At 41.0% G+C, this 26,058-nt stretch carries 16 protein-coding genes; 13 read left to right on the top strand and 3 right to left on the bottom strand.

Features of this window, described 5'->3' with window-relative positions; all coding sequences use genetic code 11:
• Positions 1-75 precede the first annotated feature (75 nt).
• The 4 genes from L2737_RS05015 (at position 76) to L2737_RS05030 (ending at position 5,572) form a co-directional block, all read left to right on the top strand.
• Positions 76-663, top strand: coding sequence for a sigma-70 family RNA polymerase sigma factor (locus tag L2737_RS05015; RefSeq protein WP_248955117.1), 588 nt, complete (start codon positions 76-78; stop codon positions 661-663).
• The gene (locus tag L2737_RS05020; protein ID WP_248954969.1) at positions 656-1,537 is read left to right on the top strand and encodes a hypothetical protein; all 882 of its coding nucleotides are present in this window, start codon (positions 656-658) and stop codon (positions 1,535-1,537) included. Before L2737_RS05015 ends, L2737_RS05020 begins: the two co-directional genes overlap by 8 nt.
• Before the next feature lie 264 nt (positions 1,538-1,801).
• A complete protein-coding gene (locus L2737_RS05025) occupies positions 1,802-5,077 on the top strand; it encodes a S41 family peptidase (RefSeq protein WP_248954970.1) in 3,276 nt (1,091 codons plus the stop codon).
• A gap of 183 nt (positions 5,078-5,260) precedes the next feature.
• On the top strand, positions 5,261-5,572 hold the full coding sequence (locus tag L2737_RS05030) for a hypothetical protein (protein WP_248954971.1): 312 nt from the start codon (positions 5,261-5,263) through the stop codon (positions 5,570-5,572).
• A gap of 207 nt (positions 5,573-5,779) precedes the next feature.
• On the opposite strand, the gene L2737_RS05035 is transcribed toward L2737_RS05030, so the two are convergent.
• Positions 5,780-6,223: an OsmC family protein gene (locus tag L2737_RS05035; protein WP_229370104.1), complete on the bottom strand. Its 444-nt coding sequence runs from the start codon at positions 6,221-6,223 to the stop codon at positions 5,780-5,782.
• Between the two features lie 401 nt (positions 6,224-6,624).
• Between L2737_RS05035 and L2737_RS05040 the strand changes: the two genes are divergently transcribed.
• The 3 genes from L2737_RS05040 to hpf all read left to right on the top strand — a co-directional run bounded on the left by L2737_RS05040 (position 6,625) and on the right by hpf (position 14,923).
• The gene (locus L2737_RS05040; protein ID WP_248954972.1) at positions 6,625-9,597 is read left to right on the top strand and encodes a TonB-dependent receptor; all 2,973 of its coding nucleotides are present in this window, start codon (positions 6,625-6,627) and stop codon (positions 9,595-9,597) included.
• Between the two features lie 108 nt (positions 9,598-9,705).
• A complete protein-coding gene (locus L2737_RS05045) occupies positions 9,706-14,046 on the top strand; it encodes an alpha-1,6-glucosidase domain-containing protein (RefSeq protein ID WP_248954974.1) in 4,341 nt (1,446 codons plus the stop codon).
• 520 nt (positions 14,047-14,566) lie between these two features.
• A complete protein-coding gene (hpf, locus tag L2737_RS05050) occupies positions 14,567-14,923 on the top strand; it encodes a ribosome hibernation-promoting factor, HPF/YfiA family (protein ID WP_102526492.1) in 357 nt (118 codons plus the stop codon).
• Positions 14,924-14,996: 73 nt separating this feature from the next.
• On the opposite strand, the gene L2737_RS05055 is transcribed toward hpf, so the two are convergent.
• Positions 14,997-15,719, bottom strand: a complete 723-nt coding sequence (locus L2737_RS05055; protein ID WP_102526491.1) for a YebC/PmpR family DNA-binding transcriptional regulator — start codon at positions 15,717-15,719, stop codon at positions 14,997-14,999.
• Positions 15,720-15,982: 263 nt separating this feature from the next.
• Between L2737_RS05055 and L2737_RS05060 the strand changes: the two genes are divergently transcribed.
• Entirely contained in the window at positions 15,983-16,240 is a 258-nt protein-coding gene (locus L2737_RS05060) for a TIGR02922 family protein (RefSeq protein WP_102526490.1), read from the top strand.
• Positions 16,241-16,396: 156 nt separating this feature from the next.
• Positions 16,397-17,446, top strand: a complete 1,050-nt coding sequence (locus tag L2737_RS05065) for an alkene reductase (RefSeq protein WP_248954975.1) — start codon at positions 16,397-16,399, stop codon at positions 17,444-17,446.
• Positions 17,447-17,684: 238 nt separating this feature from the next.
• On the opposite strand, the gene L2737_RS22435 is transcribed toward L2737_RS05065, so the two are convergent.
• Positions 17,685-20,330, bottom strand: a complete 2,646-nt coding sequence (locus tag L2737_RS22435) for an EAL domain-containing protein (protein ID WP_248954976.1) — start codon at positions 20,328-20,330, stop codon at positions 17,685-17,687.
• A 430-nt stretch (positions 20,331-20,760) separates the two neighbouring features.
• On the opposite strand from L2737_RS22435, the gene L2737_RS05075 reads away from it, so the two are divergent.
• The 4 genes from L2737_RS05075 (at position 20,761) to L2737_RS05090 (ending at position 25,898) form a co-directional block, all read left to right on the top strand.
• Entirely contained in the window at positions 20,761-21,102 is a 342-nt protein-coding gene (locus L2737_RS05075) for a zinc ribbon domain-containing protein YjdM (RefSeq protein WP_248954977.1), read from the top strand.
• Positions 21,103-21,329: 227 nt separating this feature from the next.
• Positions 21,330-21,896 (top strand): recombinase family protein, encoded by a 567-nt coding sequence (locus tag L2737_RS05080; protein WP_248954978.1) that lies wholly within the window; start codon positions 21,330-21,332, stop codon positions 21,894-21,896.
• Between the two features lie 272 nt (positions 21,897-22,168).
• Entirely contained in the window at positions 22,169-23,092 is a 924-nt protein-coding gene (locus L2737_RS05085) for an SIR2 family protein (RefSeq protein WP_248954979.1), read from the top strand.
• The gene (locus L2737_RS05090; RefSeq protein ID WP_248954980.1) at positions 23,082-25,898 is read left to right on the top strand and encodes a hypothetical protein; all 2,817 of its coding nucleotides are present in this window, start codon (positions 23,082-23,084) and stop codon (positions 25,896-25,898) included. Before L2737_RS05085 ends, L2737_RS05090 begins: the two co-directional genes overlap by 11 nt.
• Positions 25,899-26,058 lie beyond the last annotated feature (160 nt).

The raw sequence follows: 26,058 nt of genomic DNA on the forward strand, positions 1-26,058 counted from the left end.
TGAGTGAAAGACTTAGATTCAAATAACAGCGATTCGAATAAGCCAGACTCGAATAAGCAAAGCTCTGATAGTGCAATGGGAATATCAGATGAGCAACTCATGTTGAATTATCAGCAAGGTGATACTGCGGCATTTGAGCAGTTATATTCTAAGCATAAAGGCCCGTTATATCGCTATTTTGTTCGCCAGTTGAGCCAAAAATCATTGGCTGAAGACTTGTATCAAGATACCTGGGGCAAAGTGATAAATGCAGCGGGTAATTATCAAGTTACAGCCAAGTTCACTACTTGGTTATATCGCATCGCCCATAATTTATTAATCGATCATGTTAGAGCGGTTAAACCGCTTGATGAAGCTGCAGATATGGGAGACGAGACTATGGATAACTTTGATGCCAGTATTAATAATGAGCATGCTCATGGCCGTCCTGATGAGCAGCTTGAAGATGAACAAAAAGCCAAATTACTTAAGTCCTGTGTAGCCAGTTTACCTGCAGTTCAAAAAGAGGCTTTTTTACTTAATATCGAATTAGGGTTAACCGCAGCCGCAATTAGTGATATTGCTGATGTCACTTTAGAAGCCACTAAAAGCCGTATTCGATATGCCTATCAAAGCATTAAGCAATGCGTTGCCGCTAAATGGCAAGGGGTAACACATGACTGATCGTCATAAGACAGATAAAGATGCAATGAGTGATGAAGAGTTTATTGCCTTACAGCAAGAAATCTCAGCACTCTATAAGCAGCAAGCCCTTGAACGGCCTTCAGCCGCAATTGATGCCGCTATTTTATTGCAAGCGAAAGCGACTCAGGCATCTTCATTAAAAAATAATGTGAATACTGCCGAGAAAAGTAATCTTGTCCAATTAAGTTTTTGGAAAAAGCATCGCTTGCCCATATCAAGTGCAGCTTCTGTGATGCTTATTGCTTCAGTGATGTTACTTAACCCAGAATTCAAACAACATGCAGTGTCGGAACTTGATGACAGTGTTCCTGTTATGTCTGATGTAGCAACTCCTGTTCAAATGGCTGCACCTGTTCAAATAGCACCTGTTCAAACAGCAGAACCGGCAACTGTAAAAGCGCCAGTTATGGACGCAACCGGAGTAACATCGTCAGTAGCAGCTTATATGAGTGAGAGCAAAAATACCCCTATGCCACAGGCTCGTGTACAAGGGTTTGATGCACAAATCCCGCAAACCAATAAAGCTGGCGTTCGTGGTCAAATGAAAATGGAGTCTGCAGAAGGGGTTAGTGTAGGCGAAGCACTTACATCTTCATCATCTACCGAACCTAGACTTGAACGTACTGACATTGAGCGAAATCGCACTGAACTTGATCGAACAGCCCCTAGAATGCATGTTGATTCTGCAGAAAAGGCCGTCATGCAGCTCAGTGAATTGGTCGAATCAGAAGATTATGTTCAAGCGGAACGTTATATGATCACTATCGAACAACGATTTCCGAATATTGTTAATCCACAGCACCCGCAATATGATGCTTTCAAAAAACTAAAACAGCAATTAACATCCCAGTAAAACAGTGATGCATTCCATAGCCCAGTGTTACCAAGATTGATAACGCTGGGCTGCTTATGAACCATTAGTCGTGAATATTGCTTTAGATATTGATATATAAGAATTTTATTCAACAGAACATCTTCTGTCGCATTAAACATTAATTTGGTTACAATTTCCTATCATTTAAATGATGTTTTCCTCCATTTTACTGCTGCTTATTAACCATTTATTTGCTAATTTGAGTCCTTGAAAATAATAATATTTACAAGGATTTTTCTGACTATGAAACTTCGCCACTCAGTTACTGCATGTTTACTGGCATTAGGTTTATGCAGTACTTCAACTTTTGCGCTCGATACAAACAATCAAGGTTATTACCGAGCCCCTGCCTTGCATGACCAAACCGTGGTCTTTACCGCAGAAGGCGACTTGTGGACCAGTCAGTTAAATCAAACAAACGCTAAACGCATCACCACTCAAGCGGCTGAAGAGTTAGACGCGACAATATCTAAAGATGGACAATGGCTAGCCTATACCGCGAATTATGACGGGGCGACAGAAGTTTATGTTATGCCAATTGGCGGAGGAGTAGCCAAACGGGTAAGTTTTGAAAACAGCCGTGTCAGATTACAAGGCTGGACTGCTTCAGGAGAAGTGCTTTACTCAACAGACAATGCCCATGGCCCAGCGAATTATTGGGTATTGAAAACCGTTAACCCTAACTCATTGGCTGTAACGGATTTACCGCTTGCAGATGCGATTGAAGGTACGATAGATGAACAGGGTAAGTACGTATACTTCACCCAGTTTGGCTTACAGGCCAGCGGCGACAATGCCAAAGTTTACCGAGGTGGAGCACTGGGCGAGATTTGGCGCTTCGAGCTTGGCAGCGAAAATGAAGCGCAAAAACTAACAACTGCGCATCAAGGTTCAGTAAGACAACCTATGCTGTGGCAACAAAGATTGTATTTTGTCAGTGACCAATCAGGCAATGACAACATCTGGTCAATGCAGCTTAATGGCAGTGATATTAAGCAGCACACCAAGTTCAATGAATGGCAAGTACGTGATGCGACCCTAGATCAAGGCCGAGTTATTTTCCAACACGGTGCAGATTTAAAAGTGTTTGATATTGCTAATCAAAACTCATCAATCATTAATGTCAGTTTGACTTCTGATTTCCCTCATCGCCGTGAAAATTGGATAAACGATCCGATGGAATTCGCGACCTCTGTCGAGTTTGCCGCGAAAGGTGACAAAGCGGTTATAACAGCAAGAAGCCATGTTGCAGTTGCCAGCCATGATGGCAGCCGATTAGTGCAGATTCAAAGTCCTGCTGAATCTCGTATTCGAGACGGCGTATTAAGCGTTGATGGCAAGTGGGTATACGGCATCAGTGATGCATCAGGTCAGCAAGAAATATGGCAATTCCCAGCTGATGGCACCAAAGGGGCTAAGCAGTTAACCAAAGATGGCAGTAGCCTTCGCACTAGCTTACATTTATCACCTGATGGCCGCTATATTGCTCACGATGATTATGATGGCAATGTTTGGTTGCTAGATTTGAAAAAAGGTAACAATCAAAAAATCATTACTAACGGCGAAGGATTAGGTGAATACCCTAATATCGTTTGGTCTGCTAACAGCCAACTTATTGCGGTAACGAAAGCTGAAATCGGTAAGCAGCGACCGCAAATCGTGCTTTATTCTTTATCTGAAGAAAAGTCTACATCACTAACCAGTGATAAGTATGAGTCGTACTCGCCAAGTTTCAGTCCTGATGGGCAGTGGTTATATTTCTTATCGAATCGTCACTTTGATGCCACACCGGGGTCGCCTTGGGGTGATAGAAATATGGGGCCGATTTTTGATAAACGGACACAAGTTTTTGCTATCGCATTAAATGAAAAAGCCCTGTTTCCATTTGTTAAACCAACCGAGCTTAATGCAGCGCAATTAGCTGCTACTTCTGATGATGAAGAGAACACCACTAAAAAGGCTAAAGTGGATTGGAAAGGGATTAAACAGCGACTATGGCAAGTGCCTATTGCTGCGGGTAATTATGACAAATTGACTGTGTTAAAAGATAAGTTCTACTTGCTAGACACTCATGCAAACAAAACCAGTTTGAAATTAGTTAAGTTTGATCACTTATCTGCAGACGTTAGCGAGTTTGCTGCTGATATCGCTGATTACCAGGTGTCTGCTAATGGTGAAAAACTGCTGATTACTAAGCAGTCTAATCCGAGTGAATTACACATAGTTGCAGCGGGCGATAAACTGCCTGCTGAGCTTAAAAACACCAAAGTAGATACGGCTCAGTGGCAATTAGCCATATCGCCAATGCAAGAGTGGCAACAAATCTTTGAAGATGCCTGGTTAATGCACCGAGATTCATTTTATGACAAAAACATGCGTGGTAAAGATTGGGCTGAAATAAAGAAAAAGTACCAACCTTTGCTAGCAAGGCTGACCGACAGAAATGAACTAAATGACATTTTCAAACAAATGATGGGTGAACTGGACGCTTTGCACTCACAAGTCAGGGGGGGCGACATTGCTAAAAATGACACTGCAACAGGAGCAAGTTTAGGCGCGCGATTAACGCAAACTTCAAAAGGCATAGTGATAAGCCATATTTATCAAAATGATCCTGAGTTACCAAGCCAAGCATCACCATTAGCACGTATCGAAGTTGATGCTAAAGAAGGTGATATTATTTTGGCGATTAACGGCAAACCAGTCACTAATATTGCAGAAGTGACCCAAGGGCTTAGAAACCAAGCCAAAAAACAAGTATTACTAGAGTTAAAGCGCGGTAAACGCAGCCATAGCACGATTGTGGTTCCTCATGAAAATAACACCGACGCAAAATTACGTTATTTAGATTGGGTCAATAACAATGCCACTAAAGTGACCGAAGCCAGCGACGGCAAAATGGGCTACTTACACTTATATGCTATGGGATCGGGTGACATTGAAAGTTTCGCCCGTGAATTTTATACCAACTATGATAAAGAAGGCTTAATCATCGATGTTCGTCGTAACCGAGGCGGCAATATTGATAGTTGGATTATTGAGAAACTACTGCGCCGTGCGTGGGCATTTTGGCAGCCAACACATGGGTCTGCTAGTACCAATATGCAGCAGACCTTCAGAGGGCATTTAGTCGTGTTAGCTGATCAAATGACGTATTCCGATGGAGAAACCTTTTCTGCAGGGATTAAAGCCTTAGGTATTGCCCCTGTGATTGGTAAGCAAACAGCGGGAGCAGGTGTGTGGCTTTCAGGTCGAAACCGTCTTACAGATAAAGGCATGGCACGTGTGGCTGAATACCCACAATATGCAATGGATGGACGTTGGATTGTTGAAGGTTTTGGGGTGACACCAGATATTGAAGTCGATAACTTACCTTATGCCACCTTCAGTGGTGTTGATGCTCAGCTCAATAAAGCTATTAGTTACCTAAAAGATGAAATGGTGCAGACGCCTATTTTACCGTTAAAAGCACTACCAATCCCTGAGACTGGCGCTGCGAAAGATATCTTGCCGCAGTAAATATTTTGCAGCATTTCTAATGAAAATCCGCTGTCGAAAAAGTAGTCGACAGCGGCTTTTATTTTATGTAGTTTAAGCGTTAAAGTTTGGCCTGTAAGCCAAAAGGTTGATTCATTATTGTCGTCAGAGCAAGATGAATATAACCCTAAAAAATGGAAATAGAATTCAAATCTAAGGATGGATATGAGTGACTTTAGTTATTCAAAACAAGTAAAACTCGAGTCGTTGATTGCGGGCGGAAAGTGGCGATTTGTTTTTCTACACGGCGTATTGGGCTGGGGAATTTCAACGGCTTTTATTATCTTTGTTATCGACCATTTCGTCATGAACACCCAATTAGTCAACTCATTTACTCAAGCGCTAATGATCTACCCCGCGGCTGGTTTTTTGTTTGGTCTTGTTATGTGGACAATGGTCAATAATGAATATCGTAAGATGTTTATGGACTATAGTGAACAGCAAAAAATGAGCCCTAAGGTTCAGTCAAAACACTGAGTTAAACTTTGAGTCAGACACTTACTCAAAACACTTTCTCAAAACACAGGCTCAAAACACAGGTTCAAAACACAGGCTCACTTCCTGTTTTCCTAAATAAGTTTACGAATTAAGCTCATGATATGGGTTAATGACTAGACTTACATTTCCATATTGAAAAGCCACTCAATTGAGTGGCTTTTCAAGTGTTTATCGCAGCTAAACTAGTTACAGATTAATCTCTACTTCAGAGTTAATACTATTGGCAATAAAGCAATTGGCATGCGCTTTATCGTGAATCTTTTGCAGGACTTCTTGGCTCACTTCTACACCATCAGCAAATATTACTTGTGGATTAAGACACATCTTAGTCACAGATAATTTTCCCGATTCATTTTTACCTAACTCGGCCTTGGCGTTGTCAGTGTAAGTTTCAACAGTGAGCCGTTTTAGATGAGCTATGGCTAAAAAAGTTAACATATGGCATGAGGATAATGCTGCCAACAAACTCTCTTCAGGATTTACCTTAGCTTCATTACCCTTGTATTCTGGCGCTGAAGAAGCATTAACCACTTGTCCTGAACCGAACTCAATTTGGTGGTCTCGGTTAAATTCTGGTGCAGTATGCTCAAAGTGATCCGCTTGCCACTTTACCGTTAACTTAAAACCCATCTAAAAATCCTTTATTAACAATTTCAAATATTTAGATAAGCTTTTTTGAGTAAAACATCAAATGATGTAAAAGCATTTGCCTAGATATTTTTCGCTGAACAAGCATTTTACCTAAGTGACTGATGAAATCTACTAAAGCTTAGATATTTAAAGACTAGCCTAGAGTAAAAATTCCTTTGCAATATTTATTTGGATAGTTTTTATCCGATTTTTCATCCTCTTAGCCTTCATTTAATAGTCTTAATTGTTAATCGAATGTTATGAATACGTATGCAATAAATTGAGACGAATACTTATCCATGACTACTATAACCAAATAATAATGCCTGATATTCCATTAGTCTGAGTCGTATAACTGAATGTTGGGTGACTATAAAGTCAGTAAGGTGAGGGGAAACTCAATGTTCAATTGTAAACCTAGTGTTTTATCGCTAGCGCTAGCGGCGGCAGGAGTCAGTTTTATATTAACTCCTAGTCAGGCTTTGGCAGCCGATGAGGTAAAAACACAATCAGTCCAGTCATCAACAGCTGATGTTGAAGTCCAAGCGACTGAAAGCACGGCACCTACCAATGTGTTAGCAGAATCTAACCCTGAGGCTGTGGAAGAAGACACAGATATCGAACGGATTAATGTGACTGGATATAGTCGCAGCTTAATTGATTCTCTCAACTCAAAACGCTATGGGGATACCGTTTCTGAGCAACTATCAGCAGATGACTTAGGTGCACTGCCTGATGTATCAATGGCTGATGCATTAACGCGACTACCGGGTATTTCAGCGGTACGTACAGGTGGCCAAGCGGCAGAAATCAATATTCGTGGTATGTCTGGAGGCTTTGTCTTTTCAACTTTAAATGGGCGTGAGCAGGTATCGACAAGTGGTTCACGTAGTATTGAGTTTGACCAATATCCTTCAGAGTTAATCAGTTCAGCTGCAGTTTATAAATCGCCAAAAGCATCACTCATCGAAGGTGGTGTAGCGGGTACGGTTGAACTTACTACCGTCAGCCCATTAAGCAAAGAAAAACAACACAACTTTACAGCTAATGTTCGTGGCATGTATAACGACCGCGCTGACGAAGTGTTTGGCGCAGAAGAGTTTGGTCATCGCTTAAGCTTCTCGTATCAAGGTAAGTTCTTAGAAGATACCTTAGGGGTGGCTGTTGGATATGCAAGGCTTGAGCAACCCAGTGTCGCGACGCAATTTATTGGCCTTGCATACAATGATTCTAAAGATGTTGATGGCATTGATGGTGACATCAATGGCCCAGAAGATAATCCAGCGAATGAATATATCAGCGAAGGTTTTGAAGTTCAGCATTTAGGTGGTGTTGAGACCCGAAATGGTTATATGGCAGCCATTGAATGGGCGCCAGTTGATAATTTCGTTTTAAAAGCTGATGCCTTTATGTCGCGCTTTGATAGTGAATCTTTTGCTCGCGGCTTTCGTACTAAATTTGGTGGTTCAAGTGCTAGCGTGTCAAACCCAACTTATGATGGCAACTCAGTTGTTGGTGGCACATTTAATCGTACTTCAAAAAGTTATACCCGAGTCGAAATTGTCAACGATGATAACCAAGACTTTGATGAAGTAGATAGCTTTGGTATCAATGCTGACTGGCAAGTGACAGAACGTTTGAACGTGAATGTTGATGTGTCCTTATCCGCAGCTAAGAGTGATTTCCGTAACGGTCTACTTTGGTCAAACGTGGCTGTTGATGCCAATGCTGATGCGCCAATATTTGATGAAAATGTGTCAATTAGTTATTTGTTAAATGGCCTAGACCTGCCAGATGTAGGTTTTAATCAAGCGGATGCGTTTTCAGATATTGACCGAGTAATGGTCAGTAAGTACGGTATCTACCCATTTGAAAATGAAGATGAAGTCAAAGCATATCGCGTTGATTTTACCTACGAGCTAGATAATGACTTTATCTCGAGTGTTGAGTTTGGCGCACGTTATTCTGACCGAACTTATTCAAATGACCGCTCGGTATTTGAATACGGTAATGATGGTGCATTTTCTAAAACTGAGCCGCCTTTAAAACTCACAGACGACATGACCACAGTGGTTGATTGGGAAGGTGATTTCTCTTATTTTCCATCGTATTTAGCGATTGATTTAGATAAAGCCCTCAATGCCTGGTTCCCTGATGGCACGCCGCAACCCGTGCAAACTTGGGGTAATGCTGCTGGAGTTATTGACGAACAAGGTTATACCACCAACTACTCATGGTCAGTGTTGCAAAGTGGCGACGTATACGAAGAAGTCTTATCGGGTTACGTAATGGCTAACATTGATACTGAAATCGGTGGACTACCGATCACTGGTAACTTTGGTGTTCGAGTGGTGAATACCGATCAATCTGCCACTATGCTTCAAAACGTTGAAGGTGACCCAACTTTAGGTGCGCAAAATATTACCGATGAAATTGGTATTATTAACCAAAACTATGCACCTACGGTACAAGGTGTGGATTACACCGATTACCTGCCATCAATTAACTTAAACTTCAAAGTAACAGACGACTCACAAGTGCGTTTTGCTGCGGCAAAAGTGATGTCGCGCCCGCCAATTAACCGTCTTGCTGGTGATATTAGTGCATCAGTTTCTGATGATGGTGAAATCAATGGCTCAAGTACCAATAACCCGTTTTTAATGCCATTTTATGCTGATCAGTATGACTTATCTTATGAGTACTACTTTGATGAAGGCGCAGTGGTTGCTGCGCTCTTCTATAAAAACATCGACTCCTTTATCGATACGATTGCCATTGAAAATTTTGACTTTAAAGGCAATGGCTTCAACGTGCCTGATTACATTGTTGACGAAGACAGTGGTGAGCAAATTGAAACCACAAACGGCACATATACCACCGCAGTGAATAACGCAGAGGGCGGTTATATCAGAGGGCTTGAATTAGCCTATACCCAAGTGTTTGCATCATTGCCTGCTGGTTGGTCTGGGCTTGGCTTTAATGCCAGTTACTCCTACACAGAATCAGAAGTGCAATCAATTACCAACTTAGGTGGCGATACAGCCACTCAAGATTTACCAGGCCTTTCAAACAATGTTGTCAGTGCGACGTTATTTTATTCCTATGAAGGTTTTGAAACACGCATAAGTGGTCGCTACCGAGATGAGTTTGTGTCAGAGCAAGTCGCGATAAACGAGCAAGTGGTGAATTTTGATGGTGAGACGGTTATCGATTACCAAGCGTCATACCAAGTCACAGATGGTCTTGGTGTGTTGTTCCAAGTGAACAACTTAACTGACGAACCCACTAAAAGTTATTTCGGCACGGAAAACAAAACCGGCACTATTCAATATTTTGGCCGTGAATACTACTTGGGGTTCACTTATGCCATGTAATCAAAACAATAAAAACAACCTAACGTTAATTCGAGTGATGGGTCATCAAATTAAAAATAACAAACTGATGACGCAAATTAATCAAAATTCTATGGGGAGAAGTCACTCATGAAGAGTATTTCTAAAGTCATAAAGTTATCAGCAGCGGCAGCCAGTTTAGCTGCGCTTGCTGGATGTGGTGGTGGGGATTCATCTGAGCCAGGTGAAGTACTGCTAACATGTAATGTGCCAAATATACCTAATGCTGCAGGCACAGAATGTGTTCCACCACCGCCATTAAGTTGCCCTGCACCTAAGTTTCCAGATGCTAAAAATGAAAGCTGTGAAAATGGATTGAATCCAGATCTTCCCGAACCTGTGGTTTACGCGGGTGAAAACCAAGCGGTGCTGTATTACCACCGGATTAAAGATAACAATAATAGCGAATCAAACCCTAACTATCCTGGTTACAAGTTACACACGTGGAATAACGACACTTGTGATAGCTATGCCGCGCCGTTTGACTCAACCGATTGGGCCAATGGTCATTCATATGATGGTATAGACCCTAATTACGGTGCTTATTGGATTATTAACCTTAAGGAAGGCTACAGCGAATGTGCCAACTTTATTGTTCATATCGGTACTGAAGGTTCAGGTAAAGCTTTAGGTGACGGCGACTTAGTCATGAACCTTAAATCTTTTGAGGATGACGCTGCCCCTGAGGCAAGCTTCAATCGCACCAATTTCACCATTCATGGTGACAGTGGTGTGAATGACTATCCTATTTTAGATTTGGGTTTTTCAATCGCTGGCGCGAGTGCTCATTGGCTCGATCAAAACACCTTTGTGTGGAATGAAGATCCTGACGGCATAGCAAAATTTGTTATTCATCATTCAGATTCAGCCGGTATTGCTGGTGATAATGATGGCAATATTAGTGGCACTCAAGTTGAAGTGATGAGCAGTGAACTTACTGATGCCCAAAAAGCCCTAGTACCGCATTTAGCGGATTGGCCAGCTTATGAAGCAAACTTTAGTGCTGATGAAGCTAAAATGGTCGCTAAAAACCAGTTAGTCATGGTGGCTTATGATGGCGACAACAAAGCTGTTGCTGCAACCCATGTGCAAGTGGCTAAAGTATTAGATGCTTTATACACCACAGGTGAAAATGATGCTGATGAAGCTGACTTAGGCATCATGTACGATGGTAGCAATATTATGGCTAAAGTGTGGGCACCTACGGCTCACTCAGTTAACTTAAATATCTATGATACAGCCAAGAATATGACCAGCAGCGAAGCTATGAGCTTAGATGCTGAAACAGGTATTTGGTCATTCAGTGGTGATATGAGCTTAGACAGAATGTATTACCGTTACGAACTCACCGTTTTCCATCCTGTAACTAAAGCTATTGAAACACTTGAATCAACGGACCCTTATTCTCTGAATGTGTCAACCAATGGCCGCTATAGTCAATTTGTTAACTTAAGTGATGATGACTTAAAACCAGAAGGTTGGGATGACCACGAAGTCATGACGGTAGCAAACCCTGAAGATATTGTGATTTACGAAGGGCATGTACGTGACTTTAGTGCGCGTGATGATAGTACTTCAAAAGCTAATCGTGGCAAATATTTAGCCTTTACTGAAGAGGGTAGTGCACCTGTTGAGCATCTGCGTAAATTAGCTGAAAGCGGCGTGACTCATTTCCATTTATTACCTGTTAATGATATCGCTACTGTTAATGAAGATCCGGCAGAGCGAGTTGATATAACAGACACTTTAGGCACCTTGTGTGACAAGATTGAAGATAATGCAGATGCCTGTGTTACCCAAGATAAATCAGCCACAATTCAATCAATCCTAGAAGGAGCATTACCAGGCTCAAAAGATGCTCAAGCATTAGTTGAAGCTATGCGCGGTTATGACAGCTTTAACTGGGGTTATGACCCTCAGCACTTTATTGCACCTGAAGGCAGTTATGCTAGCGATGCCGATGGCATTGCTCGTGTAAAAGAACTGCGTGAAATGAACTTAGCTTTACATGAGTTAGGGCTAAGAGTCGTGTTAGATGTGGTGTATAACCATACCAGTTCATCTGGGCTTTGGGATAACTCAGTGCTCGATAAAGTCGTGCCAGGTTATTACCACCGTTATAACGAAATTAGCGGTAATATTGAATCATCAACCTGTTGCGATAATACCGCCACTGAACATCGAATGATGGATAAGTTTGTCTCTGATTCCATGGTGATTTTAGCTGAACAATATGGCTTTGATGGTTTCCGATTTGATGTCATGGGACATATGCCTAAAAGCAGTATTTTAGCCGCCCGTGATGCCGTTCAAGCGGTGGATGCTGATAACTACTTCTATGGTGAAGGTTGGAACTTTGGTGAAGTCGCCGATAATCGATTGTTCGAACAGGCCACTCAAGCCAATATGGCAGGCAGTGAAGTCGGTACCTACAATGACCGCATTCGTGAGGCCGTTCGAGGGGGTGCTTTATTTGCACTAGAGCAAAAAGACGATTATCTGCGTGACCAAGACACTCTGCGCTTATCAATGGCAGGTAACTTACAAAACTACGTACTAAAAGACTTTAACGGCAATACTGCCACCGGGAGTAGCTTTAGCTGGAACTCACAGCCAACAGGTTACACCTTAGATCCTGCAGACAGCATTAACTATGTATCAAAGCATGATAACGAAACTCTATGGGATATTTTACAGTATTCAAATGATATTGGTTTATCGTTAGATAGCCGCGTACGAGTGCAAAATATTGCCGCTACGATTCCATTAATGAGCCAAGGTATTCCATTTTTACAAATGGGTGGTGACATGTTGCGCTCAAAATCATTAGACCGAAATACTTATGATTCCGGCGATTGGTTTAACTGGGTCGACTTTACTAAAGGCAGTAATAACTGGAATGTAGGCTTACCGTTAGAGCAAGATAATGCTGAGAAAATGGAGCAAATTATTGCGCTTGCGGGTAATCCTAATTCAGCCCCTTCTATGTCTGAAATTGAGTTTGCTTCTAACGTCTTTAATGAGTTTTTATCAATACGTAAAACGAGCCCATTACTGCGTTTAACGACTGAGCAAGACATTATTGACCGTGTTGGTTTCCATAATATTGGCAAAAATCAGACTCAGGGCGTGATTGTAATGAGTATTGATGATGGTGCTGATTTAACTGATATAGATACTTCAGTTGATGCCATGGTCGTGATGATCAACGGCAGTGAAAATGAGCAGTCTCATACAGTGCCGACAGCATCTGGGTTTAGTTTGCATCCTAGTTTATCTATGTCGATTGACACCACAGTGCAAAGTGCCAACTTTAGCGAGGGTGCTGAAGAAGGTACGTTTACTGTCCCTGCTTATACCACCGCTGTATTTGTTAAAAATCAGGGTGATACACAAGGTACAGGTTTAAGTGCTAATGCTACAGCGGGTGCGCCAGATGTTGTGCCATATGGCAGCACAGAAGTGTTTGTTCGTGGTGGCATGAACGGCTGGGGTGAAGTGGATAGCTTTACTTATATTGGTAGTGGTGAATATCGCGTTGCCATTACTTTAGCCGCTGGTGGCTATGACTTTAAAATTGCCTCAGCAGATTGGAGCACCGTTGATTTTGGCGGCGTATCTGATGCTGAAGCTGGCGTTGAAGAAGATGTTGCAGAGCAACTTGCCCCAAGCGGAGCTAACTTAAGCTTTACAGCAGCAACAGATGCCACTTATGTGTTCTCACTTAATGCAGCAGATAAAGATAACCCAGTACTCACCGTATACAACGAAGAGCCTTTCGTCGGCACGAGTGTTTATGTTCGTGGCGGCATGAATGGTTGGGGCGAAACCAATGAATTGGTTTACATGGGCGGCAGTATTTACCAAGCAGAAATATTGGTATCAGCTGCAAACCATGAATTTAAAGTTGCCTCAAGTGATTGGTCTACAGTTGATTACGGCAGTTTAGATGATAATGGTGCAGTGACCTTAGATGCTGCCAAAGCGTTAGCGGTTGCTGGGACGAATATGAGTCTCAACTTTGAAACTGAAGAAATGTACACTTTTACTTTTGATATGAGTAATCGTTTAGAGCCAATGTTAACTGTCAATAAAACAGAAATGTTTGGCACTAATACTGTGTATATTCGTGGCGGAATGAATGGTTGGGGCGAAGTTGATGCCCTGAGCTATCAAGGTTCATCTGTTTACACTGTTGATATCGCTTTAGAAGCGGGTAATGCAGAGTTTAAGATTGCTACCGGAGATTGGTCAACTGTTGATTTGGGCGCGATAGCAGGTGAAGAAGCTGTTGTTGAAGGCGATATGAAAACGTTGGCTTCAAAAGGCGCAAACATGCAGTTTGACGTGGCAACAGCGGGGACTTATCGCTTTACGGTTACAGGGCCAAGTTCAAGCTCGCCAGTGTTGAGCGTTACTTCGGTGAATTAAACCAGTAATGAAGAGTATATATTAGCCTAGTTATTATAGGCTTCACTTTTATTGCCCAGCTTTAGCTGGGCTTTTTATTAAGAGAGTAATAGTCGTTTTATTCAGTATTTGTGGTTAATACTATCAACGCTTACAGCTTTAACCCTGAGCATTATTGCATCTGTATTGGCGGATAAATCGCACATGAACAAACTATCACAAACTTTATCACGGCTAATAGAATGAAAAACAATCAAAAAGTACGCTTAATTGTTTGAAAAATGACAATAAATACAAATTCAGCGTAAAGACGACAAAAGTTGCAGATTTTGTTGTGGTTTTATGTCTATACTAAAGCTGTAAACTAAATAAATGACATAAGTATGAAAATGGAAGCAGGTTGTTTATTAAGTTAACAATGATTAATGCGATTACCCTTGTGATCTAGGACATACGCCCCCAAATCTACTTATGTAAGCACAAATATCTGCTAGAAAGTGAAGTATATAGCCAAGCTATATTATTAAAGGATAAGTTATCTATGAAAATAAATCTTTCAGGTCACCATGTTGATGTTACAGATACTGTAAAAGAAGACGTTAGCGCAAAGTTCACTAAAATTGCCAGCCATTTCCCAACGTTAATATCACTCGATATCATCATCTCAAAAGAACACGGCGAATTTGAAGTTGAAATCACGACAAATTATGAAGGAAGTCGTATAGCTGCAAAAGCCTCAGACCCTGTTATGTACCCTGCGCTTTCAAGTGCAGGCAAAAAACTTGATGCAGCATTAAAGCATCGAAAAGGTCAGCTAAAAGCTGATTTACACGCCAAACCAGAAGTTACGGCGCCTGAAATTGCTTATGAAAGAGTCCAAGAAATGGATCTTAAGTAAATCAAGCTAATATGAGTTAGATACAAAAAACGCAGTCAAATGACTGCGTTTTTTATTGCAAGAAACTCACAGATTAATCGTTAATTTCTGCATTATGGTAAACGTTTTGTACATCATCACAATCTTCTAACGCGTTAATGAATTTGTCGAAGGTTTCAACATCTTCACCAGTCAGTTCAGTCATGGCTTGAGGTACAAAAGTAATATGTTCAACTTCAAAGTTGATGTCAGCAATTTCTTCGGTCAAAGCAATGCGTGCTTTGCTGAATTCAGTAATAGGCGCGAATACGCTGATCATGCCATCTTCTAACTCAACGTCAGTTACATCAACATCAGCCATCATTAATAATTCAAGAATCGCTTCATCATCGTCACCAGCAAATACAAATACCGCTTGATGATCAAAACTATGAGCAACAGTGCCTGGCCCGCCTAATTTTGCATCGTTTTTAACGAATGCTTGACGAACTTCAGTGAATGTACGCTTTACGTTATCGGTTAAACAGTCAACGATAACTGAACAACCACCAGGGCCGAAACCTTCATAGCGAGCAGTATCATAATCTTCACCGCCACCGCCTCTGGCTTTTTCAATTGCGCGTTCAATAACGTGAGTAGGGACTTGATCCTTCTTTGCACGGGTAATTAGGCTGCGTAACGCAAGGTTACCATCAGGATCAAAACCACCATTTTTAGCACAAACGTATATTTCTTTACCGTAGCGCGAATAGATACGCGTTTTTTGGCCGGCAGTTTTTGCCATAGATTCTTTGCGGTTTTGGTATGCTCTTCCCATCTTGATCTCGTTTTGAATTTCGAAAAATTGCCGCTGATTCTAACAAAAATAATCGCAGCTGTTTAGTCTATATGGGCGTTGCAGTTGATGCAGATCAGCCGATATAGGATTATTAGGATTAATTTACCATAGATGGTGTTAAATTTGTGTAAGATATTGATTGCTTGAATGAGGTATTAGCAACAATAATCGTCTAGACTGAAACAAGTGATATAAAAACCATATCGTAAGCATGTAGTTAGCATCGGTAAGAGAGTAAAAATATGACAAAAGTGATTCAAGAACCGGCCACCACTGATAACGAAAATAAAGCGACGGTGACAGTATTATTTTATGAGGCTCCTGTGGGGTTATTAATGAAAAATACCGTGTTGACAGGCTTAGATGTAAGCGAAACGGGAAGGGTAATGCTGCCTAATGATTTTAGAGCAGGAAAGTCGATTATTGCTGTACTTGATGGTGAATGTAAAATCCTCAACTCATTAGGTGAACGTGTCTACGCTCAGAAAAATTTAGTCTAATTCAGAACTAAATTTCTATTTACAACGTACATACAAAGCGTATTTTTAAGCGACTACTAGTGAGTCGCTTTTTCATGTTCGAATGTTAACAGGCCGAATAGTAAAATTGATTTGCGTATTCAGTTTGTTAAACCGTTTTTATCAAGGAAGTATTTTATGACCGCCACCTTGTTCACCCCGTATAAGCTCAATGACACGTTAACCCTGAATAATAAAATAATTATGGCGCCACTGACTCGTTGTATGGCTGATGATAACTTAGTGCCTACCGCAACCATGGCAGCATATTATGCCCGCCGAGCCGATGCAGGATTAATCATTAGCGAAGCGACCATTATCCGCCCCGACGGTCAAGGTTATGTGAATACCCCAGGCCTATATACACAAGCGCAAATTGAAGGTTGGAAAGTCGTCACTAAGGCTGTACATGACAAAGGCGGCAAGATTTTCGCGCAGTTATGGCATACAGGGCGTGTCGCTCATCCGTTCTTTTTTGGTGAGCAAAATGGTGAAGTGATTTCAGCATCGAATATTGGTATCGAAGGTACGATACCTAGAAATCGCGAATTAACCTATCAACAGCCTAAAGCCGCTACTCAAGCAGATATTGCGCAACTAGTCAGTGACTACGCAACAGCAGCAAGTAATGCGATCGAAGCGGGTTTTGATGGGGTAGAAATCCACGGTGCCAATGGTTACTTAATCGATCAATTTTTGCATTACTCATGTAATAACCGCACCGATGAATACGGTGAAATACCTGAAAATATGGCGCGCTTTGCAGTCGAAGTCGTTGATGCAATTATTGCAGCTATCGGCAGTGATAGAACGGCAATTCGCTTATCACCTGGTGCATATTTCAATATGGAACCTAATCAAGGTGATAGAGCGGTATTCGATACACTGTTAAAGCAGTTAGAAACCCGTCACTTGGCATTTATACATCTTGGTATATTTGATGATGCGATGGAGTTTGACTATTTAGGTGGAACGGCGTCTCGTTATTTACGCCAGCAATATCATCAAACATTAGTGGGCGTGGGCAGTTATACCGCCGAAACAGGTAGTAAGGCGATTGCGAATAATCAATTTGATTTATTAGCAATCGGTAGAGCTTTTATCGCCAACCCTGATTATGTCACTAGAGTGCGCGATGGACTTGAACTCACCGCTTATGATGATGCCATGCTTGCTGAGTTAGTGTAACTAAAAGCTTGAATTAGCTTGAATTAGCTTGAATTAGCTTTAGCTTGCTTCAGCTAGCGCAATTAATCCCCTTAGCTTAACCCCAATGCTGCGTCACTTCGCAGCATTTTTATGTCGCTTAAAAGTGGACATAACAGCTTCACTTAATTAGCGCTTCACTTAATTAGCGCTTCACTTAATTAGTGCTTCAGTTAATTAGTACTGCAGTTAATTAGTACTTAATGTTTATTAATAAGGGTTAAGCACTATTGTCTCTTTGGATAGATAAGGCGGCTTCAATCGAGGCTTCCGGTTTTCCAAGTAAAAAGCCTTGGGCATAATCAATTTGATAGTGTTTTACTTGTGAGAGTACTTGTTCTGAGTCTACAAATTCGGCTACCGTCTTAATGTTCATTTTTTTGGCAAAATGGGTCACTGTTTCAACTAAGTGTTGTGCTTTGGTGTCGGTATCAAGATTGCGGATTAATGAACCGTCAATTTTGATGACATCGATATCAAGACTCATTAAATGGACAAAGTTAGAGTAGCCTGCACCAAAGTCATCAATGGCAATTTTACAGCCGAAAGGTTTTACCTTCACAATAAAGTCATGGACTAAATCATAGTTGGTGATTTCTTCACTTTCGAGCAATTCAAAGGTCAGTCTGGTTGAGGTCTCCGGATTTGCCTTAAGCAGCTCAAGTAGCTCTGCAACTCGCTCATTATCAGCAATATCCTCCAGTGAAATATTCACCGAAAACTCATAAGGTAACTGACTAAAGAGAGAGAATGACTTTTCTAACATGGCTTTCATCATCCGAGGATAAAGTCTTGAACGTACTGCCGTTTGCATAAACATCGCAGGTGTCAGCACTGTGCCATCGTCAAGACAGATTCGCATCAAACACTCAAATTTAGGCTGTGCATCGGCTGACAAGGGGTTTATTAACTGCACATACGGCGTCACCCAATCATGCTGAACAGCTGATACCAACATTCGGTTTTGATGCATGTTCGCTTCAAAGGCTTTTGGGTTTGACATATCTGGCGTAAATAATCGATATCGCTGGAACTGACGACGACCAATACGCCGCGCTAAATCTGCTTGTTGATGTAATTGAGAATATTGGTCGTTAACGCAATGTGCTCCACCTGCGCTTAAGGTGACATAGAGTTCATTACCATCAATTGTCATCGCTTGATGACTGATATGGTCAATGATGTGTTCTGCTAATTGTTGCAGTTGCTGATCACTGCAGTCACAAGCCATGAGTACTACAAACTCATCAGCCCCTGTTTTATAAAGGCTGTGAGGGGCGCAAGACAGCTCCAGGCCATTCGCGACCTTTTGAATGATAGTATCGCCAGTGGTTATGCCATAAAAATCATTTATTTCACCAAAGTTATTAATGTTGAATACCAACAAAGAACTTGCTTGATGCTTGCTTAAATCAGCATAGAGTTTTTTGCGATTAGGTAACCCAGTGAGATTATTAAAATAAGCCTCTTTAAATAAGTTACTGTTTTGCTGTTCAATTTGATGAAAGCTTTCAGCTAAAGACTGGCGCATGATTTCAAAGTTATCGCCGAGTTGCTGGATTTCATCTTGGCTATTCAGTTTTAGTTTTTGGGTTAAGTCACCTTTGACCACTTTTTGGGTCCAATTGGTCAAAGTTAAAATATCCGCAGTAACGATTTTACCTACACTCATTAATAACCAGCTCGCTAACGCCAATACGCCAGACAGCAACATTAATTGAAAGATAAGTGTATTTAATAGTTCTGCACCATAAAGCTTCACTTGAATAGAACCACCGTAAAACCCCATCAGTTGGCCACGCTCAATAATAGGCTGCATGACCTGGCTAAAGCCCAGTACCCACTCTCCTTGGCGCGTTTTATTGGTTTCGACATGTCGAATGGCTGGCGGTCTTTTAGCGGTAATTAACTGGCCATTGAGTGCATCTTGTTTTGCTAGTGGAATTAACTTGGACCACATGCCTTTGACAAAATAATTTGAGGTAGAGTTAAACCCCAGTTTTGTGGCTCTATCAAGCTGAATCGATTCATTTTGTTGTCTATGATGTAAAGAAATCAGTTGGCCATCGTTATCGAGAACCGCAAAGTCTGACAAGGTAATTTGAAATAGACTGGTTTGCTTTTTATCAATGCGAGTTGTCGCTTGGTTAAAGAAATGACTAATGGTTTTATCTATCTGCGTTTTTTGGCTGGTTAAATCAGTGAAATCAACCTGGTTACTGGCTAAAAGCAAGTGCATATTGTGTAAGGTGTCACTGACACTCAGCTTAATTAACTGTCTATTTTGATGTAATTGGTAACTGAAAAAAATCACTTGAGCACACACAAGGATCAACACATTGGTTAGCATTAGCTTGCGATGCAATGGCATTTTTAAATGCAGCAACCAATAGAGTAAGGGCTCAAGTAAGCAAAATAATAGAAAAGAGCCAATCAGTGCAAAAGTCAGCAATTGAGTTATTAACGCAATTTTTGGCCAATCGGCGACTTCTATTAACGAGTTCTTGTTTCCCCATGGGTTAACTGATGTATTCGGGTTATAAGGGTCTAAAATCCAAATAGGATCTTGTTCACCTTTAACCTGTAAAACCAGTTTGTATTCTATGTCGCCATGATGAAGGGGTAATGTGAATTGCCATTGATTGTGGCCATTAGCTCGCATTTGATAATAGGCATCGTCAGGGTGCCAATCGGAGAAACTGCCACTGACAAACACGTTTTCTATGTGACTTGAAGCGGATAAACCGTATTGCTGATTTAGCTCGTCGGATAAGGGGAGAGTGAGATTAATTTCATAGGGCGTGAGTGCATCATGGGACATTAACGAAATGACCCAAGTTTGAATAGGCCATATACAGACAAGCACAAAAAAGATACCCAGCCTAATTTTCCATTTATGGAGATAGTGAGCAATTAAACTCAAAAGCTAGGCCTTACTAATAATAACAAGATATTCTGCTCCCAAATAACAAACCGATAAATGTTGTAGAAGTTGATGTAAATATTAACAATTATGTATCAATATGAGCTGAATATGACCTAGGGTCAACAGCAAGTGAGCGAAAAATTGTACTGTTCAGAGGTGTAAGGGGAATTACTATCTTGTAGGTACAAAACTCAAAGGTGCAGTCTTGTTGTAATCTAGTATCTCAGTGTTATAACTGTGACTCGAGTAATGTGCTGTTACTGGCTGAGATCCAATAAATTACGTATAATGTAAAACATCTATTTCTGCTTATTAGTGGAATGACTTAGGCTAATCAGCCTGAAACTTATATCAATTGAGAGAAATTACCATGAGCACTATCCCACCATGTCCAAAATGTGAATCTGTATATGTATACGAAGACGGTTCACAATTAGTTTGCCCTGAATGTGCTCATGAATGGAACCCGAATGAAGAAATCATCGATCCAGATGCAATCATTTTAAAAGATGCTGTTGGTAACTTACTGGCTGAAGAAGATAAAGTGACCTTGATTAAAGATCTTAAAGTTAAAGGTTCTTCGCTCGTTCTTAAAGTTGGCACTAAAGCGGTTATCAAACGCTTTGTAGATGCAGACCACGACATCGATTGTAAAGTTGATGGCCACGGTCAAATGATGCTTAAATCTAAGTTTGTTAGAAAACAAAACTAATTAGCATTATTGCCAATTTAGATTAGAAACACCTGCCAACAAGCAGGTGTTTTTTTATGTGAAAATTATGGGCGAGGGCTCAAAAAGCCTTCGTATATTGATACCAGCTATCTTAACTTAATATCGGTATCATAAAATTAGGGTGTGGCTTTAATGGTACCGTTATTATATGATACCCCTATATATGATACCCCTATGTTTGATACCTTCCATAAAGTGAGTGCCCCATGCGTATCTTTTCCTATTGTCGCGTTTCTACAACTGAGCAAACGACCGAAAATCAGATTCTTGCTATCCGTCAGAAAGGGTATGACGTAAATGATGCTCGTACTATTAGTGAAACGGTCTCTGGTTCTGTTGAAGCAATGAAGCGTGAAAAGTTTAAGATGTTAATCAATCACCAGATGGAAAGTGGCGATATGCTGGTGGTCTTAAAGCTAGACCGTTTAGGCCGAGACAACATAGATGTACAAAACACTATTAACCTACTTGCAGAGAAATGCATCAAGGTGGTTTGCTTAGACTTACCTGTAGCCGACCTATCAAGTGCAGAGGGTAAATTGATGCTACAGATGTTCTCTGCCTTTGCTGAGTTTGAGCGAAACCGTATTCGAGAGCGAACAAAAGAAGGGCTGGAACGAGCGAAGACAGAAGGTAAAAAGCTTGGTAGGCCAACGGCGAATAACACCACAAAAATAGTGCAAGCTAAAAAAGCTGAAGGGTTATCCCAATCTGAAGCTGCGAAGTCATTAAGTTTAGGAATTGCCACTGTAAAAAGGCATTGGAATAAGTAAACCTTGATATTTTGGTAGCCTTACACTTTCTAATTTTTATGCCTAAGTGGGTTAAAAATGTTTTTGTAGTATGGCTTGTTGTCGTTTTTTGGTTTTTTTCTATTAGTTTTGTATTAGGGGTAATTAAGAGAATAATTTCCAGTATTTATCTTCATAACAGATTTCTTATTTTGTTTTAATTGGTTGAGTTGTAAGTCAAAAAAAACTGTTATACATTTAATCTGATATCAGGTGCGTAGCATCATCAACTCAAATGTTAAGGTCGCTGCTAATTGACAGATAATCTTGAAACTCTCCCACCTATACCTGAAGAAATTCTTGAGGCAGCCAAAGATGGGCGCTTAGTTCTATTTGTTGGGGCTGGCGCCTCGATGATGGTTGGCATGCCATCATGGCCAGGGCTTGCAAGTGCTGCATTAAACAGCTTGGTTGAGCAAGGCTATATTGATTATGCGGAATTTGACCAATTAAAGACATTGGATCCTAAAAAGCAGCTTTCAATTGCTGATTTTATCGCTAAGGGACAAGGGAATCGCTTAGAGTTAACTCAGTATCTAAAAGCTCGCAGGACAAGCAGTATTTATCCCAACATCAATTCAATCCAGGCTACCTGTGTTACCACAAATTATGATCATGAGTTGAGCCCTCTACCTCTAGAGGAGGCCTCAGAAAAAGAAACAAAGGCGAGCGTCGAGCGTAAGTCAGGTGTTGATAATCTGCAAGCTGCCGATTTGAAGGTGCCAGGCACAGTGATTCATCTGCATGGTGATATGGATAATCACGATACAATGATTGTGACGACTCGTGATTACCTGGCTCATTATGATGAACCTAAGGTTCAACACTTTCTTTCAGAGTTATTTAAAGACTATGTGGTGGTATTCATTGGTTATGGTCTTGAAGAGTCCGAAATTCTCGAACATATTTTGAGGCGCTCAGGAGTCGAGGAAAGCGTTACTGAAAGGCAACGATTTTTACTTCAACCATTTTTCAAAAATCAGCAATCACTTTATGAGCGGTTAAAGGTTTACCATCAAAAGTCATTTGGTGTGCACTTAATTGGCTATGCTCGAGATGAAAAAGATTATCAGCAGCTAGAGGATGTCATCGAATTGTGGGCGAGTAAGTTAACTGTCCGACCACCAGCCTTAGTAGGTGATATTGAGATGATGGATAGGATATTAAATGACGATTGAACTAACATCTGATGAGCAAATGGTGCTTGAGCGCGTAGTCGCAAAGCCCGAATTACAGCCGCATTTTTTCGGTAAGATTAAGAATCTGAAGTGGTTTGGTGCGTTAAAAGAAAAAGGGTTGTTAGAGCCATCATTGAACCCACTCCCTGTTAATACAGAGGGCGATTACTGGAGTGTGCCCTCTTGGCCATTGACAGAGTATTTGGTTCGTTCTGCTGAAGTGTTATTGCTAGAGGAGAATGTTGAGCATGCCAAAGCATACCTGACATTAATCCGGGAAGTGGCAGCTTATGCAAAGGTTAATGGTGATGGTAATCACCGCACCTGGTGGCAGTTCTCGAAGGTATTGAAGTTGTTGCCTGTTGCGCTTGTATCACCAGAGGATATAGAGCTTTGTGATTTTTGGTTGGGTGACCGTTTCGATCGATTTTTAATAGCTAAAGAGTTAGGTGAATGGCTAGAGCTATTGCTAGATGCACCAGATGAACACTCACATCAACTTGCCATGTTACTGCTCGATAAATTGTTCTTAGTCGCTGAAAGTCAAAGTAAGTATGATGCCAATAAGAAAGAGCCGACGATTCGAATTGATAAGTACTGGGCTGGTAAGTTGGTTGAAAAGGTTGCGAGTAAAGCCGGGGCCGTTCTTGGGCAACAAGCGGTAGAACTATTCGAGGTTAGGCTTTGCCAAATTTTAGATATTAGCGGCAATGATAAGTGGTCTGTTATCTGGCGTCATGCCATAGAGAAGCATGAGCAAGATTCAGGTAGAGATGATCTTGTCGATATTTTGCTTGATGCATACAGAGATGCTTTTTTAGCGTGGTACCAAGGAGAAAGAGGTGCAGATACTGAAGCCAATTTGCAGAACGCATTGGACAGTCCGTATCAGGTTATACAGCGCACCGCTATTTATGTAGCCTATGAAAAATATTGGCTCTTGCACCCTGATACCGTTGCTAAAATTATTACTCCTGCATTTTTTAAAGATAAATACCGTTATGAGCTATGGACTTTATTGAACAAGCACTTTAATGAATTTGATGAGCCATTAAAGCAATCCACATTGCAAATAATCGATGATCAATCTTTTTTCGATGATGACGGTAATGTTGAAAAAAGGCCGACCGCATACCATCAGTCGTTATGGTATTCAGCGATAAAGGATAATGACGCCTCAGCGAAAGCCTTATATGACAAGTGTGTGGGAGTTACTGAAAAAGAGCCTGAACATCCAAGTTTTTCGAGCTATTCTAGCGTTAGTGTTGGTACGCATGAATCTCCTGTGAGCTTGGTTGAGTTGAAAGTAATGCTTCAAGAACCTGAAAAGATGGTTAACTTTTTAAATGATTATGATCATGTGGGCCATTTTAATGAGCCGGGGATAGAAGGCCTAGTAAAGGCATTTGGTGAACTCATTGAAGCGGAAGGTAAGGAGATATTTAACCACTGCCAGCATTTATTGTTGCTAAAACCTCATTACTTGCATGAGATCTTTGCTGCTTTTGATAGATTTTGGAATGCGAAACAAGAGCTAGATTGGCCTACTATCTGGCCCAAACTGCTTAACTTTGCGTATGAGACACTGATTCAAGATGGTTTTTGGAGTACTCCTGTAAATGAACCTTATGGGGTGTTTATCGGTGATTCGCATTGGGTTGTGAGCAAGCTAGGTTATTTAATTCAGGCGGGCTGTAAGAAAGATAATCACGCTTTGGGCATAGCTAATATAGGTGCTGCAAAGAAAGTTATAGAGCTAATATTGCAAAGGCAACCAGGTGAAGAATTTGAACTAGATGCTGATGCAGTTTCTGTGGCTATCAATAGCCCCAGAGGTCGATGCTTAGAGGCTTATATTAATTTAGCTTTGTATGAGTGTCGCAACCTGAAGGCTAACACTGCTGACCATACTGCTGCCTGGCAAAGTTATGAGGCAGTGTTCTGGTGTGAGCTTAATAAGCCTGATAATGATGAGTTTGAGTTTGCTGCGCTAGCGCCTATGTATCTGTCCAATTTTTTATATCTTTCTGATACCTGGTTATCTGCCAATTTAGAGCAGATATTTGGCGAAAAGTGTAGCCAGCGCTGGATATGTGCACTTCAAGGTTATAGCTACGTCAATGGGTTCCATGATGAAGTTTATAGTTTATTTAAACGTAAGCAATTTTTTGAGAATCTACTTGATAGCCCCCACTTGAATGATGAGATAAAAGACCGTTATATTCAGTTTATCGGTTATTGCCATATACACAATAAAGAGCGGTTAGGGGCTGATGGGGACCCGTTGTCATTGTTACTTGATAGATGCCATTATAAGGAACTGAAAAAGCTAATTTGGCAGCTTTGGTCCATACATGATGACGATAAACTCGAAAGTAATGAGTTGGTATATAAACTTTGGCCCACATTAGTTGCTAGGGCTGCTCAAGGGGATAAAGAGGGGCAGTTATTAGCATCGAAATTATGCTTGTGGATTGTTTATATTGATGAGCTCGATGCCGATACTATTTCTTGGCTGTCAACTATAGCTCCTTATGCAGGTAAAGATTATAACGCTGACACCTTCTTAGAAGGGCTGGCGAGGTTAAGTGGTACATACCCGCTAGAGGTTGCTGAAATTTGGAAGTTGATGTTGACCAATTACAGTACCGTTTTTGCTGATGAATCGATACAAACATTATTTAATAATATTTATGCAGCTAGTAAAGATGGGCAGCGAGCAGCAAGAGATATAGCTGATCTATATTTGAAGTTTGGTGCTTCTGGCATAGTTAATATATACCGTCAATTGGTAGAGGCTATGTGAAATACATTTTTAATGTTGTTAAGGCCTAGCGTTCTTATGCGAAGCCCCATATTTGTGTAGCCCATTTTTCTTGACTGCTTTAGCCTTGTTCAGGCTGGTGGATATGAACACTCCACCAACACATAAGTTCTCTGCGCCGCTCAATGTAGTCGGCGCGTTT

The organism is Shewanella electrodiphila (assembly GCF_023283985.1).
GTDB classification, from domain to species: Bacteria; Pseudomonadota; Gammaproteobacteria; order Enterobacterales; family Shewanellaceae; genus Shewanella; species Shewanella electrodiphila.

Coding starts and splice junctions, on each gene's coding strand:
- L2737_RS05015 (WP_248955117.1), top strand. CDS start 76: ATGGGAATATCAGATGAGCAACTCATGTTGAATTATCAGCAAGGTGAT.
- L2737_RS05020 (WP_248954969.1), top strand. CDS start 656: ATGACTGATCGTCATAAGACAGATAAAGATGCAATGAGTGATGAAGAG.
- L2737_RS05025 (WP_248954970.1), top strand. CDS start 1,802: ATGAAACTTCGCCACTCAGTTACTGCATGTTTACTGGCATTAGGTTTA.
- L2737_RS05030 (WP_248954971.1), top strand. CDS start 5,261: ATGAGTGACTTTAGTTATTCAAAACAAGTAAAACTCGAGTCGTTGATT.
- L2737_RS05035 (WP_229370104.1), bottom strand. CDS start 6,223: ATGGGTTTTAAGTTAACGGTAAAGTGGCAAGCGGATCACTTTGAGCAT.
- L2737_RS05040 (WP_248954972.1), top strand. CDS start 6,625: ATGTTCAATTGTAAACCTAGTGTTTTATCGCTAGCGCTAGCGGCGGCA.
- L2737_RS05045 (WP_248954974.1), top strand. CDS start 9,706: ATGAAGAGTATTTCTAAAGTCATAAAGTTATCAGCAGCGGCAGCCAGT.
- hpf (WP_102526492.1), top strand. CDS start 14,567: ATGAAAATAAATCTTTCAGGTCACCATGTTGATGTTACAGATACTGTA.
- L2737_RS05055 (WP_102526491.1), bottom strand. CDS start 15,719: ATGGGAAGAGCATACCAAAACCGCAAAGAATCTATGGCAAAAACTGCC.
- L2737_RS05060 (WP_102526490.1), top strand. CDS start 15,983: ATGACAAAAGTGATTCAAGAACCGGCCACCACTGATAACGAAAATAAA.
- L2737_RS05065 (WP_248954975.1), top strand. CDS start 16,397: ATGACCGCCACCTTGTTCACCCCGTATAAGCTCAATGACACGTTAACC.
- L2737_RS05075 (WP_248954977.1), top strand. CDS start 20,761: ATGAGCACTATCCCACCATGTCCAAAATGTGAATCTGTATATGTATAC.
- L2737_RS05080 (WP_248954978.1), top strand. CDS start 21,330: ATGCGTATCTTTTCCTATTGTCGCGTTTCTACAACTGAGCAAACGACC.
- L2737_RS05090 (WP_248954980.1), top strand. CDS start 23,082: ATGACGATTGAACTAACATCTGATGAGCAAATGGTGCTTGAGCGCGTA.